A 15,527-nucleotide genomic window follows, 5' to 3' on the forward strand; every position below is an offset into this window, starting at 1 on the left:
GTCGTTATCGGACGCCACGTCGATGTGATAACCATGAGCTATGTCATCGAACCGCGTCGCCATCGTCGGCGCAGCCTTGTCCGACTGCGGCCGGGTGCCCGACAAGACCGCCATGGCGCTGATGGCCCAGTCCTCGCGGCGGGCGGTCGCCGATGCGGGGCTCACGAAGGAGGACATCGACGGTTTCGGCGGGCACGGAACATTGCTTCCCCCCGTGGAAGTCAGCGAGTACCTCGGCCTGCGGCCTACCTGGGTCGATGCGACCAATGTCGGCGGATCCTCCTGGGAAGTGATGGCCGGCCATGCCGCCGCCGCGATCGCGGCCGGCGAAATCGAGGTCGCTCTGTTGACCTACGGATCGACCGCACGCTCCGACGTCAAGCGACAGCTGCGCGCGTCGGCTGCCGCGATGGCAACCGGCGGTGCCCTGCAGTACGAGGCCCCCTACGGCGCGACCCTCATCGCCAAGTACGCCATGGCAGCCCGGCGCCACATGATCCAATTCGGCACCACCGTCGACCAACTGGCCGAAGTCGCCGTCGCGGCCCACGAGTGGGCAGCCATGAACGACAACGCATTCGAGCGAGACCGCATCACCGTTGCCGACGTCGCAGCCGCGCCGCTACTGGCGGACCCGTTCACCTCCAAGCATGTGTGCCTGCGCACCGACGGTGGCGGTGCCGTCGTGCTCGCCAGCGAGCGCGTCGCCAGAGATTGCGCGAAGGATCCGGTGTGGATTCTTGGCACGGCCGACGCGGCGTCGCACGTCAGCATGGGCCAGTGGCCCGATTTCACGACGTCGCCGGCGGCGCGCTCGGGGCCACTCGCGTTCGCGCGGGCGGGGGTCAGCCCGGCCGACATCGATGTGTGTCAGCTCTACGACTCCTTCACGTCCACCGTCCTGCTGACCGTGGAGGACCTCGGCTTCTGCGCCAAGGGAGAAGGCGGCCCCTTCATAGAGTCCGGAGCGCTTCGCCCGGGCGGCTCGCTGCCGACCAACACCGATGGCGGGGGCCTGGCGTCGTGTCACCCGGGTATGCGAGGAATGTTCCTCATGGTGGAGGCGGTGCGGCAGTTGCGCGGTGAATGCGGAGCGCGTCAGGTCGCCGACGCCAGGTTGGCATGCGTCCACGCGATGGGGGGCTTTTTCACCCACAGCGCCACAATGATTCTCGGAAGGTAGCGATGACGGCTCCTGATCGCCCCACGATCGACGCCGATGGTCAGGCGTGGTGGTCAGCCACGCAGGACCGGCGGCTGTTGGTGAATGCCTGCCGGTCCTGCGGTCGCAAATCGTTGTACGCCAGGCCGTTCTGTCCGCATTGTTGGGCTGAGGACGTCGAGTTGGCGCCGGCAACCGGTCGCGCGCGGCTCTACACGTGGAGCGTCATCCACCAAAACGCCGCACCTTTCGACGTGCGCATGCCGTACGTGCTGGCGATGGTCGACCTCGAGGAGGGACCGCGGCTGATGACGGTCGTGGAGAATTGCCGCGTCGAAGATTTGCGCGCCGACATGCAATTGGTGATCGCCTTCCGCGACGACGAAGACGGATTCGTCGTCCCGGTCTTCCGTCCCGCTGCCGACTAGGTTCGGCGGCGGGATCTCTCATCCGGTAGTGGCGAGACGGTCGGCGAGCAGCCGCTGCCGCCCGACCGACCGCGCTTCGAGTTTGGAGCGGTCGACTTTGCCGTTGGCGTTGACGGGCAGCGGCTCGTCCCAGAAGACAAGTTCTTCGGGCAGTTTGTATTTCGGCAATCCCTCCGCGCCCAGGGTCCGGGCGATCTCGGCGAGCGAGATCTCGACGCCGGGTTCGAGCACGACCGCCATAGCCAATCGCTCACCGGTGGTGGGATCGGAAACGGAATAAGCGGCGCATTCGCGTATCCCACCGATCCTCGAGACCGCTTCCTCCACTTCGGCGGCCGGGATCTTCAGCCCGTTACGAATCACGATGTCCTTGATCCGGCCGACGATCCGAACCCGGCCGCCGACCACCTCCGCCACATCACCGGTTCGGAACCACTCCCCCTCGAACGCGTATTCGTCGTCCTCGGCGTCGGTGTAACCGAGAAACGTGTGCGGACCCTTGATGCAGCACTCGGTGGGTTCGGACTCGGATCCGACGCGCACGTCGACGTCGCCGAGCGCCACACCGTCGTCGGCATGGCGGATGTCTCGGGGTTCGGTCCGCAGACCGGACGTGCTGACCGGGGTCTCCGAGGATCCATAGGCGCGCATCACAACGATGCCGAACTCGTCTTCGATGCGTTCGACGATCCGCCGGTCCAGCATCGTGCCGCCCAGATACACCGCGCGTAACGGGACGACGGCGCCGCGCGCCACGGCCTGGTCGAGCATCCGGTCGAGCAACCGGTCCGGGCCCCCGTACCACGTCGCACCCGAGCTGACCAGGAGGTCGCAGGTCGCCGCCGGGTCCCAGCGATCTTCCAGAATCACTGGAGCCGCCAGCATCGGACCGATGAACAGCGCCTGCAACACCCCGGTGACCGACGCGAGCGGGCTGATCAAGAAGATGCGGTCGTCGGAACCCAGGCCCGCCGCCGCAATGTAATTCGCCGAAGCCTTGGCCAGCGTGCTCAGCGAATGAATCACGCCCTTGGGCCGAGCGGTTGTGCCCGAGGTGTAAAGCACAAAGCACGGCTCATCGGCTGACCGCACCGGCCGCGGCGGCCGGGTGGTACCCGTTCGGCCATCGTCACCGAGTTCGATCCAATCGCAGAGACCGGACAGCTCCGCGTCGGCGATCGTCGCCCAGTTCGGCGCTACGCCGAATCGTGCACCGGTGCGGGTGAGGATGTCGGCGATCTGCGTCGCCCCGGCACTGCGCGGCACGAGCAGAACCACCGCGTCCACCCGCAGCGCCGCGTGGACCGACACCACCGAGTCCACGTCGTTACCGACTACCGCGACGATTGCGCCACCCGGAGCAAGGCCGGCGTCGACCATCGCTCGGGCGGCCGAGTCGATGCGCTTGTCCAGTTCGCCGTAGGTCAGTTCGGCGCCGCGATCCGCGACGGCAACCCGGGCAGGGTGCCGCGCCGCGGTGGGTCCCACCAGGTCGATCGGCTCCGCCGTCCAGAAACCGGCCGCTCGGTAGCGGGGCCGCAATTCTTCGGCTCTGCGGCGCGCATGTCGTAGCAACTCAGCCGGGCCAGTCATGAGCCTCCTCCGACGCCTCAGATGCAAATGGTTGTTCTCGGTTAGGTAAATGTAACCTCTCACCCATGCATTCAATGACTTTCGACAACCAGGTAGCCATCGTCACGGGGGCCGGCGGCGGACTGGGTCGCTGCCATGCACTCGAGCTCGCCCGCCGCGGCGCCCGGGTCGTGGTCAACGACCTGGGCAGTTCGGTGGACGGCGACGGGGCGTCGATATCGGCGGCCCAGGCCGTGGTCGACGAGATCACCGCGGCCGGGGGTACGGCGATCGCCAACGGTGACTCGGTGGCCACCGAGGAGGGCGGTGCGGCGATCGTGGCCGCCGCGCTGGAGGCCTTCGGGCAGGTCGATGTGCTGGTGAACAACGCGGGGATTCTGCGCGACGCGGCGTTCAAGAACATGACCGCCGAGCAGGTCGACACCGTCATTGCCGTGCACCTCTCCGGCGCATTCAACGTCACGCGGGCGGTGTGGCCGATCATGCGGGCGCAGAATTACGGCCGAATCGTTCAGACGACCTCGGGCACCGGCCTTTTCGGAAATTTCGGTCAAGCCAACTACGGCGCCGCCAAGATGGGCCTGGTCGGCATGATGCACGTTCTCGCGATCGAGGGCGCCCGCAACGGCATCGCCGTCAACGCCATCGCCCCGATAGCGCGGACCCGGATGACGGAAAACATCATGGGTGACGCCGGCAAGGCCATGCATCCCGAGCTCGTCACGCCCGTCGTGGTCTATCTGTGTCATCGGTCGTGCGACCGCACCGCGCACATCTACTCGGTGGGCGCGGGCAAAGTGTCACGCGTGTTCATCGGTGTCACCAAGGGAATCGAGGACACGGCGCTGACCGCGGAGTCGGTGGCGTCGTCTATCGACGAGATCGACGACAGCGCCGCGTTCACCATTCGGGGCGGACCCATCGCGGGCTGACGCGGAAGGTCAGCGGCCGAGGAACTTGGGCTTCCGGCGTTCGGCGAACGACACCAGGCCTTCTTGCAGGTCCGCCGTGCGCGACACCACCTCCTGCGCCCAGGCCTCCTGCTCGAATGCGCGGTGCCGATCCGACTCCGACGACACCGACAGCAGCCGCTTGGTCAGCGTCAGCATCACCGTCGGGCCCGCGGCCAACCGTCCGGCGAGTTCCTCGGCGACCGCGTCGGTGTCGTCCGGCGCGGTCACCCGATTGACCAGTCCCAGCCTTTCGCAGGCGGCCGCGTCGACCGGCTCACCGAGCATCAGTAATTCGGTCGCCTTGCGCAGGCCGACGATCCTCGTCAGGAGGTGGATGGCGCCGGAATCCGGCAGGATTCCACGATGCACAAACGCCTCGACAAGCTTTGCCTCCGTTGACATCACGACGAGATCGGAAGCCAGAACCAAGCTCGCGCCCGCCCCGGCGGCCGTGCCCTTGACCGCCGCGACCACCGGCTTGTCACAGTCGAGAATGGACGCGACCAGCCGCTGCCAGCCCTGCTGAAGCATCCGCGCGATGTCACCCGGACGCTTTTGCACCGGCTCGACGGCGGCCCCGGCGCCCGCCGGTTGCGGTGCGAGGCCGGCCCCGGCGCAGAAGTGCCGGGTGCCGCTGGCGCTCAACAGCACCGCGCGGACGGCGGGGTTGTCATTGGCCCGTACGAAGGCTTCGGTTAGTTCGTCACGCGCCAACGGAGACAACGAGTTTCCCGTTTCCTGGCGATCTATTGTCACCCGCGCGACGCCGTCGGCGCCGATCGCACACACGATTCCGGATGCTTGTTCTGACATCTCGTTCACCCCTGCGTTAACGGCGTTTCCGTTTTTCGGGTATCTTAATTTCCACCTTGTCCGGGCGACGACACGGGCCGCCACAACGAGGAGGCAATCCGATGGGGCAGACGGGGCGGATCACCGACGAGGGATTGGCCAGGTTGCGGGCTACCATCGGCATTGCCGTCCCGCACACGCAGCCACCGCACTACTACCGCCCCAACGAGGACACGTTTCGTCACGTCGCCGAAAGCTACGGTGACGCCAACCCGCTGTGGGCCGATCCCGAATACGCCGCGAAGTCTGTATGGGGAGAGTCTGTGGCCCCACCGGCCCTCGTCGGCGGCGACACGCTGATCGGGGAGGACGAAGTCACGACACTCTCGGACGAGGACCGCGCACTGACCAAGGGCGATCCACTGCGCGGGGTGCATGCCTTCTACGCCTCATCTGCTCGGGAATGGTGGGCGCCGCTGCGCGCCAACCACCGCGTCTTCAGGCGCAATGCCCTGGTGGCCGCGCTCGACAAGAGCAGTGAGTTTGCCGGCCGCGCCATCCACGAATGGTCCGCCCAGGTGTTCCGCGACGACGAGGGCACGATCTTGGGCGGCCAGTACCGCAACATGATTCGCACCGAGCGCAGCAAGGCGCGGGGCCGGAAGAAATACAAAGCCGTCCAACTCAAGACGTGGACCGCTGACGAGATCGCCGAGCTCGACGAACGCTACGGGCGCGAAAGCCCGCGCGGCGCCGAGCCGCGGTGGTGGGAAGACGTCGACGAAGGCGACGATTTGGGGTCGCTGACAAAGGGCCCGCTGACGGTCACCGACATGGTCTGCTGGCACGTCGGCATGGGTATGGGCATGTACGGTGTGCGTCCGTTGAGACTGGCGTGGCGGAACCGGCAGCGCATCCCCCGCTTCTACACGCCCAACGAGTACGGCGTCCCCGATGCCCAGCAACGCGTGCACTGGGAGCCCGACGCCGCGCGCAACGCGGGCAATCCCACCACGTTCGACTACGGGCGCATGCGCGAGACGTGGTTGATCCACTTGTGCACGGACTGGATGGGTGATGACGCCTGGCTGTGGAAGCTCGATTGCGAGTTTCGTCTGTTCAATTACGTCGGCGACGTCCACACCGTCACCGGTACCGTCGTCCGCAAGTACCTCGCCGACGGTGAACGCCCCGCCGTCGACCTCGAACTCGCGGCGACCAACCACCGCGGCCAGATCACCGCGCCGGGACACGCGACCATCCTGCTGCCCAGCCGCGACCGAGGGCCCGTGCGCCTGCCCGACCCGCCGGGCGGCGCGACGAACCTCGGCGAATTGCTGACCGCCGTAACGGAACAGTTCGCCGAGCGCTGAGCACATGAGTTACCGCAGTGTTCCCGGCCTTCTGGCCGAACAGCAGGGCCCGACCCTGCGGCTGACCCTCGACCGCGCCGAACGCCGTAATGCCGTCAACGACGCGATGCTGGACGCGATGATCGGTGATCTGGTCGATGCCGGCACCGACGAATCGGTGCGGGTCATCAGGATCGACGCCACCGGACCGGATTTCTGCGCGGGCGCGGACCTGATCGCCAACAACGCAAAATCCGAACGGAAACCACGCGTGGGCAGCACGCAGCGCCGCCTACCGAACAAGGCAAATCGGCTGATTCCGTTGATGCTTCAGACGCAGGTGCCCATTGTCGCCGTGGTCCGAGGTTGGGCGATCGGCCTGGGCTTCCACATCGCGCTGGCATCAGACTTCTGCGTCGCCGCCGACGACGCCCGGTTCTGGGAGCCGTTCATGGCGCGCGGCTTCACCCCCGACAGCGGCGCAGCCTGGTTACTGCCACGACTCATCGGATTGGTACGCACCCGACAGCTGCTGATGCTCGGCCGGGAAATCGACGGAACGTGCGCCGCCGAGTGGGGCATCATCCACGGCGCCTGCGCATCCGACGAATTGCCCTCGGTGGCCGAACAACTCGTCAGAGAACTGGGTGAAGCGCCCACGGTTTCGCTCGGACTCACCAAGTGGTTGCTGCACAGCGCCAACGGCCTCGACCTTGACCGCCATCTCCAGAACGAGGCATTGGCACTCGAATTGTCGAGTCGTAGTGAGGATTTCAAGGAAGGCTTGGCGGCCTTCCGCGACAAACGCGGTGCAGCATTCAAGGGCCGCTGAAGAGGTTGAGATCATGACGCAACTACCGATCCGCCCTGACACGCCGGTCGACGATGCGGTCGCGGCGGTGCGGCAGTGGATCGAGGCCGAGGTTCCGGCCGCCTGGCGCTCGGCCGCGGCCAAGGACCCCGCGACCCTGCGGGCGGTCCGCAGCCCTGCGGATTACCAACAGTGGTATCCGACCTTCGCCGAATCCGGCCTAGTCGTACCCACGTGGGCGCGTGAACACGGCGGCCTGGGTGTTGGCAACGAAGTCGCGCGCGCGATCGACGAGGTGCTCCGCCCGCTTCGCCTGACGCGTCTGAATCCCTTGGGGCTCAACAATGCGGCGGCAGCATTGTTCAGCCACGGTACCGAGGATCAGCGGCTGCGCTTCCTGCCGCCGATCGTGCGCAACGAGGAGAAGTGGTGCCAGCTCTTCAGCGAGCCTGGCGCTGGCTCCGACCTCGCGTCGTTGGCCACCCGCGCAGTGCGCGACGGTGATTCCTGGGTGATCTCCGGTCAGAAGGTGTGGACCACGTGGGCCGATCAGGCGGATTTTGCGATCCTGTTGGCGCGGACGGATCCCGAACAGCCCAAGCACAAGGGCATCACGTACTTCCTGCTCGACATGCACCAGCCGGGCGTCGAGGTGCGACCGCTTCGCCAGATCACCGGCGAGGCCGAATTCAACGAGGTCTTCCTCGACGGAGCGCGGGTGCCCGACGTCCACCGCGTCGGCGCCGTCAACGACGGCTGGCGCGTGAGTGCGTCGACGCTGTCCAGCGAGCGACAGATGGTGTCGGGTTCGGGCTCGGGTGGGATGGGCCGCCTCGGCGGGTCGAGCGCCGAACGACTGATCATCCTCGCCAGGGAGACCGGACGCTGGGCAGATCCCGTGATCAGGAACAAGGTGATGCGCTTGTGGGCGCAAGAGCGGGTACGCGGCTGGACCAATGAGCGCGTGCGCGCAGCGCTTTCGGCCGGCCAGTCCCCCGGCGCGGCCTCGTCGATCGGCAAGGTGCACCAGGCCACCATCAATCAGCAGATCCAGGACCTCATGGTCGATCTGCTGGGCACGGATGCGATCGCCTGGCCTGCCCACGACGATCCGGACGCTCTGCCGCGGGATGTGCAGGGCATGATGCGCAGCCTCGCCAACGGCACCGAGGGCGGCACCACCGACATCAACAAGAACATCCTCGGCGAACGCGTGCTCGGCTTGCCGAAGGAGCCGGACCCCTGGAAGGGCAAGCCCTGGAAGGACATTCCCCGTTCGTGAGCGCCTATGAACGCTTGATCGTGTCCAAGGCCGACGGGATCGGCTGGTTGATCCTCGACAGGCCCGAGGCGGGCAACGCCTTCGACGCGCTGATGCTCGACGAGCTCGAGGCCGCCTGGGCCGACCTCGATACCGATCCGGACGTCAAGGTGATCGTCAACGCCGCCAACGGCAGGGCGTTCTGTACCGGGATGGACGTGGTCCAGGTCGCGCGGGACAAGGCGGCCATGCGACGACACTCCCGCCGAACCAGGGATGCCGAGCTGAAGATCTCGTCCTGGCACTGCGACGTGTGGAAACCGGTGATCGCCGCGGTCAACGGGGTGTGCGCGGGAGGGGGCCTGCATCTGGTCGCAGACGCCGACATCGTCATCGCCGCCGAGCAGGCGTCCTTCACCGACCCCCACGTCTCCATCGGGCAGGCCGTCGCGTACGAGGCGATCACGCTGCTGCGCAAGTCGCCGATGGAGGCCGTTCTGCGAATGACACTGAGCGGCAAGGGTGAACGCATCTCGGCGCAGCGTGCCTACCAGTTGGGCATTGTGTCCGAGGTGGTGCCGGCCGATCAGCTCCGCGCGGCGGCGGGACGTCTCGCGGCCGCGATCGCCGCGAATTCGCCGACCGCGATACGCACCACGAAGAAGGCGCTCTGGCACAGTTTGGAAGTCGGAATGACGCAGGCGCGCAGCGACGCCGCCGAGGAGATCTGGCGGCTCCGCAATCACCCCGATCATGCCGAGGGTGTCCGGGCGTGGCGCGAGAAGCGTGCGCCGCAGTGGCAACCGCTGCCCGACGTAGCGGAGGTTCCATGACATACCACAGACTCATCGTTGAACGACGGGGTCCCGTCGGATGGATCATCAACGACCGCCCTGACCGTCTCAATGCCTACGACGCCGTGATGCGCGAGGAATTTCCCAGGGCGTGGGCGGAATTGAACGCCGATCCCGACGTCCGCGTCATCGTGCACACCGGGAACGGCCGGGCGTTTCAGGTGGGCGCCGATGTCGAGGACCTCGACGGCGAGGCCGTGCTGCAATTCCAGGAGACCATGCGCACACTGGATCTGAAGCTGAGCGCCTGGCACTGCAATGTCGAGAAGCCGGTCATCACTGCCGTCAATGGGGTGTGCGCGGGCGGCGGGCTGCACTGGGTGGCTGACGCCGACATCGTCATCGCGTCGTCGGATGCGACCTTCGTCGACCCCCACGTCTCGATCGGTCAGGTCAGCGCGCTGGAGACCATCGCACTGATGCGAAAGATGCCCGCCGAAGCGGTGTTACGGATGGCACTCGTCGGCAGTCACGAACGGCTCACCGCCCAGCGCGCCTACGAACTCGGCATGATCAGCCAGGTGATCGACCCGCCCGACAAGCTGCGTGACGCCGCCCAGGAGCTCGCCGAGAAGATCGCCAAGAATTCGCCCTCGGCGATGCGCGCCACCAAACGGGCACTATGGGGCGCGCTCGAATACGGCCTCACCGATGCGTGCCGCGAAGGTGCGAAACACCTGACATCGATGTGGGGCCATCCGGACCAGAACGAGGGCCCTCTGGCCTTCGCGGACAAGCGAACTCCGAACTGGGCTCCCCTGGAGGCTGATTCGTGAACCTCGCAACGCTGCTGGACGGTCTACCCGACGTCGCGGTGCACACGGTCGGCGCCGAGGTATCCCGTGACGAGCTGTCGGCCAGTGCCCAGCGACTCGGCAAGCTGCTCGCCGAGTCCGGGCTGGCGACGGGACAGGTCGTCGCCGCGATGCTGCCCAACGACGCCACCACCATCGCCGCGCTGTTCGGCACGTGGCACGCCGGCGGCGTGTACACACCGCTAAACCCCAGGGCGGCCGATCCCGAGATCCTCGCCCAGCTGGAAACGCTGCGCCCCGTTGCCATCATCACGACCCCCGCACTCGCACAACGTTTCTCGACTCATCACCTGCCCGTAATCACCGGCGAGGCGCTGTCGTGGACCAGGGTCGCGTCGTCAGGCCATCCGGCCGGCGAGCCGTGCTACGACGACGACGTCGCGCTGCTGCAGTTCACTTCCGGCACCACGGGACCGCCGAAGCCGGTGCCGCTTCGTCACAGCACGGTGCTCGATCTGATCGACCGGCTGCTGGCCAAACTTCGCGGCACGAAACCTGGCTTGGAAAATGCGTCGGCCCCACCGAAGAGGCCCCCCATGCCGAACCTGGTGCCCTTGTCGTTGTCGCTGTGGGCCGGCATCTACCAGGTGCTGTTCGCGTTCCGGGCCGGTTCGGGCGTCGTGCTGATGGACCGGTTCTCACCGACGGATTTCGCCGCGCTGGTCCGGCGCCACCAGCTGCGATCCACGGTGCTGCCGCCCCCGGCGCTGACCATGGTTCTGCACGACGACTCGCTGGCCGACCTCTCGCCACTGAAGATCGTGCGGTCGATCACCGCTCCCCTGTCGCCCGTGCAGGCGCGCCGGTTCCGCGACAAGTTCGGGGTGATCGTGCTGAACTCCTACGGCCAGACCGAACTCGGGGGCGAGGTGGTGGGCTGGTCGGCCGCCGACGCCCGGGAGTGGGGCGAGACCAAACTGGGTTCGGTCGGCAGGCCGCTGCCCGGCATCGACGTCACAATCGCCGACGACGAGGTGATGGTCCGCACGCCCACGACGGCCGCCCGGAAGATCGATCCAGCCTTCCTGGACCGGCTGACCGACGACGGCTGGTTCCACACCGGCGACCTCGGGTGGTTCGACGACGACGGCTTTCTGTGGCTCGACGGCCGAGTATCGGACATGATCAATCGTGGTGGCCTCAAAGTGTTTCCCGGCACGGTAGAGGACGTCTTGCTGGCCGCCGACGGGGTGCGCGAAGCCGCCGTCGTCGGCGTTCCGGACGAGCGGCTCGGGGAGGTGCCGTGGGCGTTCGTCGTCAGAGGCGATGAGTCGGTCTCCGAGGCCGGCCTCGTGTCGTGGTGTCGAGAGCGTCTGACGCCCTACCGGGTTCCGGTACGCATCGTGTTCGTCGAACAGCTGCCCCGCAACGATGTCGGCAAGGTGGTCAAACGCGACCTCGCTGCGCTCGCGGACGTGTGACCCTTTCCCTCCAACGCCTACGCGACGAAAACGATTGTTCTCATTTCTGAGAGTGATGTTAACGTTTGGTGGCAAGTCGTCACCCCGCTAGGAGGGTCTCATGTGGCAGGAACTGGTAAGACTGGCTGTGACCTGGGCAGTGATGTGTGGCCTTGTCGCATTCTTCTACTGGATGCTGGCCAACATCGGCACCTTCTGATAGACGCAGGAGACACAGTGGACGAGCAGGATCGACGACGCAAACGTGGATTGATCGCGTTCCAGGTCTTCATCTACGGAGTGCTGATCGCGATGTTCGCGATCCAGCTCCAGATGTATCTCACGAGGGATTGGTGATCAATGACGAGTCCAACCCGATCGACCGCCATGGACGAGCACGAGGCACAAACGCGTGAGATGCAACGGCGCGCGGATCGATGGTGCATCGCCGGCACCGCGCTCATGGGCACCCTCGTCCTCGGCATCGTCGGCCTGCCCATATTTTGCCGAGGGATCTATCTGTTGAGAAAGGCGCAGCGCGACGGGCTGTCGGTTCGGCCAATGATGGTCACGCTCATCGGATACGTCATCATCCTCGACGCCGCGCTCAACAGCATCGGCTGGGCGCTCGATTTATTCGCCAACCACGCCCTGATCACCCGCACGGTCTTCACCGCATGGGGCAACCTCATCGACGCCGGCTACTTCTGGCACTACAACGAACTCTGGATCGGCGGAGCCGCTGCGCCAGGCGAGAAGGCCTGGGTCATGGTCTGCGTGCTGATCGCCTTTCCCATGCGCATCGCCGCCGCCATCGGGCTGCTCCAAATGAGACGCTGGGGCCACCAGTGGACGATCGTGACGTGCTGGTTCGGAGTGATCGTGTGGACCGGCTACATCCTCAACATGACGATGTACGCCGACGTCCGCTATACGGCAGTCGGGCTACCGGTTCTCGGGTGGTGGGCATTCAACATCTTCTACGTGACGCCGTTCCTCGCGATCCCGTACCTGCACACCGTCAACCGAGAGATCTTTTCCGACTAGCACCGAAGGAGGGACCGCCGTGTCTAATTCCAGTGTGGGGACCGAGGATTCGGTCGAGCCGTTGCCGGTCGGAACCACCCCGACGTGGGCGCGAATGCACAAATGGCTCAAACGCGGGCTGTACGTCTGCCTGTTCGGGCTGGTCATCGAGGGCTCGTTGACCGTACCTGTGATGGCGGTCTGGTACGGCTGGCCGACGCTATCGCTGACCGAGATCTGCAGTGAGCTCATGAAGGTGCGCTTCTCCGACGACAGTCTCCAGTGCCAACAGCCCTATCCACTCGGTGGGCCCCCGTTCGGGGGAGCACCCGAAGCGGCCGGCCAGCACACCGCCCGCGACGACTGGGGCATCCAACCCAAACCCCGGTACGTACGTATCGGGTTCAGGGAGTTGGTGAAAATTCACGATGACCGCCTAGCGCGCCAGCCGAGTCGATGACGTGGCGTCGTCCACAGTCGTCTTGGGCGCGGCCGACGGTCTGGCGCGCGAGCTGGCAGACGGACTCGACGGCATCGTCGCGGTACCCGGACGTGGGCTGGCATCGGGCATCACCGGAGCGGTCGTAGTCGTCGGTACCGATCCGGCCCCGCGGCCGTCCGACGCGGCCGGCCTCAGTGGCGAGGAATGGGATCACATCGTCGACGGGATGATGTGGCCCGCCCTCGCTGCGCTCCAGCGGGCACGGTCCGCGTTAGCACCGCACGGGGGACGAATCGTCGTTGTCGTGCCGACAATCGGCATGGCGGGCGCGGCCCGACTGGTGGCGTACACCACCGCAGTGGAAGGCATCCGCGCGATGGCGAAATCCGCTGCGCGGCAATGGAAGCGCGAAGACGTGTCCGTCAACCTGGTCGCGGCCCCTCTGCGACTGTTCACGCCCGAGATGGACTCTTTTACCGCGCACCTCACCGCGGCTGTGGTCCACGACGATTCGACGCTTCTCCACACCGTCGTCGAGGCGGTGAAATTCCTCTTGCGGCCGGATATCGATCACCTCGTCGGCGAGACGATCGTCGCCGACGGAGGGGCGGTGATGCTGCCATGAGCCTGCACGGTCTCACCGCGCTGGTGACTGGTTCGGGCGCCGGGGTTGGCCGCGGCATCGCCATGGCTCTCGCCTCGGCCGGGGCGCACGTCGTCGTCGCCACCCGGTCCGAGACCGGGTTGGCCGTCGCCGAGGAAATCACCGCGCGGGGCCACGATGCGACGTGGGCACGATGCGATGTGACCGACGGTGACGCAGTGGCGGGCGCGATACAGCTGTCCCTGGCGACCACCGGGCGGCTCGATGCCGTGGTGCACAACGCCACGAGCAACGCCTCGAGCCAGCCGCACCAACTGGCTGATGTCGATCGTTCCGTTTGGGGCGACCACTACTCGGTGTCACTTCGTGGAGCGCACTTCTGCGCCGTTTCAGCATTTCCCGCGTTGAAGAAGCGGGGCGGCACCTTCCTCGTCATGACCTCGCCCGCCGGCAGCGAAGGCAGCGCGACCCTGCCGCTCTACGCCACAATGAAGGGCGCGTTGCGCGGTTTCGCCAAGAGCCTCGCGCGGGAATGGGCCCCTCACGGCATCACGGTGAATGTTGTTTCACCGCTGGCATATTCACCCGCGATGACCTTGGCGATAAGCGCCGAGCCGGCGATGGAGGAAAGGCTGGCACGCCGAATCCCGCTGGGACGCATCGGAGACCCCGAAATCGATATCGGCTCAGCCGTGGCATACCTTATCGGTCCCGCCGCTCGCTACGTCACCGGGCAAACCCTCGGTGTCGATGGCGGCCATTTCATGAACCTCTGAGCCCGTTCGCTGCAGATACCAACGTTCGCTATGATTGAGAATCAATATTCTCACGCCTGCTGGAGGTGCTGGTGAGCGACGACAAAGCGTTTGAGGTCTGGGACGCCGACAACCACATGTACGAGACGATCGACGCCTACACGCGATATCTGCCGGAGAAATACTCCGAGGCGCTGAAATTCATCGACGTCAACGGGCGCAAGAAGTTGCAGATCTTGGGCACGGTCACGGAGTGCATCCCCAACCCGACATACGAGGTGATCCCCACACCCGGCGCCTGGTCCGATTACTTCCGGGGCATAAACCCAGAGGGCAAGACGTTGCGGGAGCTCGCCGAACCGATCCGCTGCCCCGATGAGTTCAGGCGGCCCGACCTACGCCTGGCGCTGATGGACCGGCAGGGCGTCTACGGCGCCGTGATGTTCCCGACGACAGCGGGCATGCTCGAAGAACGGACCAAATCCGACACCGAGCTCACCCACGCGGTCACGCATGCGTTCAATCGGTGGTTACTCGACGACTGGACATTCAACTACCAGGACCGGATCTTCCCCGTTCCTGCGATCTCGCTGAACGATCCCGCGCTGGGCGTGCAGGAACTCGAATGGTGCCTGAACAATGGCGCCCGGACGGTATTGATCCGGCCGGCACCCGTTCCGCGCGAGGACGGCACGTCGCGGTCACCGGCGCTGCCGGAGTTCGACGATTTCTGGCGACTGGTCGAGAATTCGGGTATCTCGGTGCAGATGCACAACTCGGACTCCGGCTATGAGCGCTACGTCGACGACTGGGAGGAAGCCACGGAGTTCAACGGATTCGCGCTGAGCAAGCTGCGTGGTTTCATCTACGAGGAGAGCCGAAACATCTTCGACACTCTTGCGGCGTTCATCGCGCACGGGGTGTTCGAGCGCTTCCCCGGGGTACGCATCGGCGTGGTCGAGAACGGCGGCTCGTGGGCACACCGCCTGTTGGACGTGTTCGACCGCGTATACCGCAAGAGGCCATACGACTTCAGCGAGCATCCCTGCGATGTCTTCCGCAGACACGTGTGGATCAATCCGTTCCACGAGGAGGACATGTCGCACCTCGTCGACATCCTGGGTGCGGATCGGGTGATGTTCGGCTCGGACTACCCGCACCCCGAGGGGCTGGCCGAGCCCGCGGATTTCGTCAAGGAACTCGAGGATCTTCCGGAGGACACCAGGGCACGAGTGATGGGCGGCAACCTCAAGGAGCTCATCGGCGTCTAGCCGGGCCC

General features: G+C 66.0%; 16 protein-coding genes. 14 read left to right on the forward strand and 2 right to left on the reverse strand.

Annotation, left to right across the window (positions count from 1 at the left end; translation table 11 throughout):
* Positions 1-40 precede the first annotated feature (40 nt).
* Positions 41-1,183: an acetyl-CoA acetyltransferase gene (locus QGN31_RS17000; RefSeq protein ID WP_009956472.1), complete on the forward strand. Its 1,143-nt coding sequence runs from the start codon at positions 41-43 to the stop codon at positions 1,181-1,183.
* A gap of 2 nt (positions 1,184-1,185) precedes the next feature.
* A complete protein-coding gene (locus tag QGN31_RS17005; protein WP_023879882.1) occupies positions 1,186-1,590 on the forward strand; it encodes a Zn-ribbon domain-containing OB-fold protein in 405 nt (134 codons plus the stop codon).
* 18 nt (positions 1,591-1,608) lie between these two features.
* On the opposite strand, the gene QGN31_RS17010 is transcribed toward QGN31_RS17005, so the two are convergent.
* A complete protein-coding gene (locus tag QGN31_RS17010; RefSeq protein WP_014941657.1) occupies positions 1,609-3,132 on the reverse strand; it encodes a class I adenylate-forming enzyme family protein in 1,524 nt (507 codons plus the stop codon).
* Positions 3,133-3,248: 116 nt separating this feature from the next.
* Here QGN31_RS17010 and QGN31_RS17015 point away from each other — a divergent pair, with 116 nt between their 5' ends.
* Positions 3,249-4,115 (forward strand): SDR family NAD(P)-dependent oxidoreductase, encoded by an 867-nt coding sequence (locus tag QGN31_RS17015; RefSeq protein ID WP_014384329.1) that lies wholly within the window; start codon positions 3,249-3,251, stop codon positions 4,113-4,115.
* A 9-nt stretch (positions 4,116-4,124) separates the two neighbouring features.
* Here the strand turns inward: QGN31_RS17015 and QGN31_RS17020 are convergent, their stop codons facing one another.
* Entirely contained in the window at positions 4,125-4,958 is an 834-nt protein-coding gene (locus QGN31_RS17020; RefSeq protein ID WP_014384328.1) for an enoyl-CoA hydratase/isomerase family protein, read from the reverse strand.
* A 92-nt stretch (positions 4,959-5,050) separates the two neighbouring features.
* Between QGN31_RS17020 and QGN31_RS17025 the strand changes: the two genes are divergently transcribed.
* From QGN31_RS17025 to QGN31_RS17075, 11 genes are all read left to right on the forward strand, one after another.
* Positions 5,051-6,301 carry a hypothetical protein gene (locus QGN31_RS17025; RefSeq protein WP_014941656.1) on the forward strand — a complete coding sequence of 417 codons (1,251 nt, stop codon included), beginning with the start codon at positions 5,051-5,053 and terminating at the stop codon, positions 6,299-6,301.
* 4 nt (positions 6,302-6,305) lie between these two features.
* Positions 6,306-7,112, forward strand: a complete 807-nt coding sequence (locus QGN31_RS17030; protein WP_014941655.1) for an enoyl-CoA hydratase/isomerase family protein — start codon at positions 6,306-6,308, stop codon at positions 7,110-7,112.
* 13 nt (positions 7,113-7,125) lie between these two features.
* Complete coding sequence (locus QGN31_RS17035) at positions 7,126-8,373, forward strand: acyl-CoA dehydrogenase family protein (protein WP_014384327.1); 1,248 nt, start codon at positions 7,126-7,128, stop codon at positions 8,371-8,373.
* Positions 8,370-9,185 (forward strand): enoyl-CoA hydratase/isomerase family protein, encoded by an 816-nt coding sequence (locus tag QGN31_RS17040; RefSeq protein WP_014941654.1) that lies wholly within the window; start codon positions 8,370-8,372, stop codon positions 9,183-9,185. The genes QGN31_RS17035 and QGN31_RS17040 overlap by 4 nt, the downstream gene beginning before the upstream one ends.
* A complete protein-coding gene (locus QGN31_RS17045; protein ID WP_009956482.1) occupies positions 9,182-9,982 on the forward strand; it encodes an enoyl-CoA hydratase/isomerase family protein in 801 nt (266 codons plus the stop codon). The genes QGN31_RS17040 and QGN31_RS17045 overlap by 4 nt, the downstream gene beginning before the upstream one ends.
* Positions 9,979-11,442, forward strand: coding sequence for a class I adenylate-forming enzyme family protein (locus tag QGN31_RS17050; protein ID WP_014384326.1), 1,464 nt, complete (start codon positions 9,979-9,981; stop codon positions 11,440-11,442). Before QGN31_RS17045 ends, QGN31_RS17050 begins: the two co-directional genes overlap by 4 nt.
* Positions 11,443-11,808: 366 nt before the next feature.
* Positions 11,809-12,468 carry a hypothetical protein gene (locus QGN31_RS17055; protein WP_009956485.1) on the forward strand — a complete coding sequence of 220 codons (660 nt, stop codon included), beginning with the start codon at positions 11,809-11,811 and terminating at the stop codon, positions 12,466-12,468.
* Between the two features lie 34 nt (positions 12,469-12,502).
* Positions 12,503-12,907, forward strand: coding sequence for a hypothetical protein (locus QGN31_RS17060; RefSeq protein ID WP_009956486.1), 405 nt, complete (start codon positions 12,503-12,505; stop codon positions 12,905-12,907).
* Between the two features lies 1 nt (position 12,908).
* Positions 12,909-13,514 carry an SDR family oxidoreductase gene (locus QGN31_RS17065; RefSeq protein ID WP_009956488.1) on the forward strand — a complete coding sequence of 202 codons (606 nt, stop codon included), beginning with the start codon at positions 12,909-12,911 and terminating at the stop codon, positions 13,512-13,514.
* Complete coding sequence (locus QGN31_RS17070; RefSeq protein ID WP_014941653.1) at positions 13,511-14,269, forward strand: SDR family NAD(P)-dependent oxidoreductase; 759 nt, start codon at positions 13,511-13,513, stop codon at positions 14,267-14,269. Before QGN31_RS17065 ends, QGN31_RS17070 begins: the two co-directional genes overlap by 4 nt.
* 65 nt (positions 14,270-14,334) lie before the next feature.
* Positions 14,335-15,519: an amidohydrolase family protein gene (locus QGN31_RS17075; protein WP_009956491.1), complete on the forward strand. Its 1,185-nt coding sequence runs from the start codon at positions 14,335-14,337 to the stop codon at positions 15,517-15,519.
* The last annotated feature ends 8 nt before the right edge of the window (positions 15,520-15,527 follow it).

This window comes from Mycobacterium sp. 2-64 (assembly GCF_035918375.1).
Taxonomy (GTDB): Bacteria; Actinomycetota; Actinomycetes; order Mycobacteriales; family Mycobacteriaceae; genus Mycobacterium; species Mycobacterium intracellulare.

Bases quoted from the DNA above. Each gene is read 5' to 3' on its own strand.
- QGN31_RS17000 (WP_009956472.1), top strand. From the start codon at position 41: ATGTCATCGAACCGCGTCGCCATCGTCGGCGCAGCCTTGTCCGACTGC.
- QGN31_RS17005 (WP_023879882.1), top strand. From the start codon at position 1,186: ATGACGGCTCCTGATCGCCCCACGATCGACGCCGATGGTCAGGCGTGG.
- QGN31_RS17015 (WP_014384329.1), top strand. From the start codon at position 3,249: ATGCATTCAATGACTTTCGACAACCAGGTAGCCATCGTCACGGGGGCC.
- QGN31_RS17025 (WP_014941656.1), top strand. From the start codon at position 5,051: ATGGGGCAGACGGGGCGGATCACCGACGAGGGATTGGCCAGGTTGCGG.
- QGN31_RS17030 (WP_014941655.1), top strand. From the start codon at position 6,306: ATGAGTTACCGCAGTGTTCCCGGCCTTCTGGCCGAACAGCAGGGCCCG.
- QGN31_RS17035 (WP_014384327.1), top strand. From the start codon at position 7,126: ATGACGCAACTACCGATCCGCCCTGACACGCCGGTCGACGATGCGGTC.
- QGN31_RS17045 (WP_009956482.1), top strand. From the start codon at position 9,182: ATGACATACCACAGACTCATCGTTGAACGACGGGGTCCCGTCGGATGG.
- QGN31_RS17055 (WP_009956485.1), top strand. From the start codon at position 11,809: ATGGACGAGCACGAGGCACAAACGCGTGAGATGCAACGGCGCGCGGAT.
- QGN31_RS17070 (WP_014941653.1), top strand. From the start codon at position 13,511: ATGAGCCTGCACGGTCTCACCGCGCTGGTGACTGGTTCGGGCGCCGGG.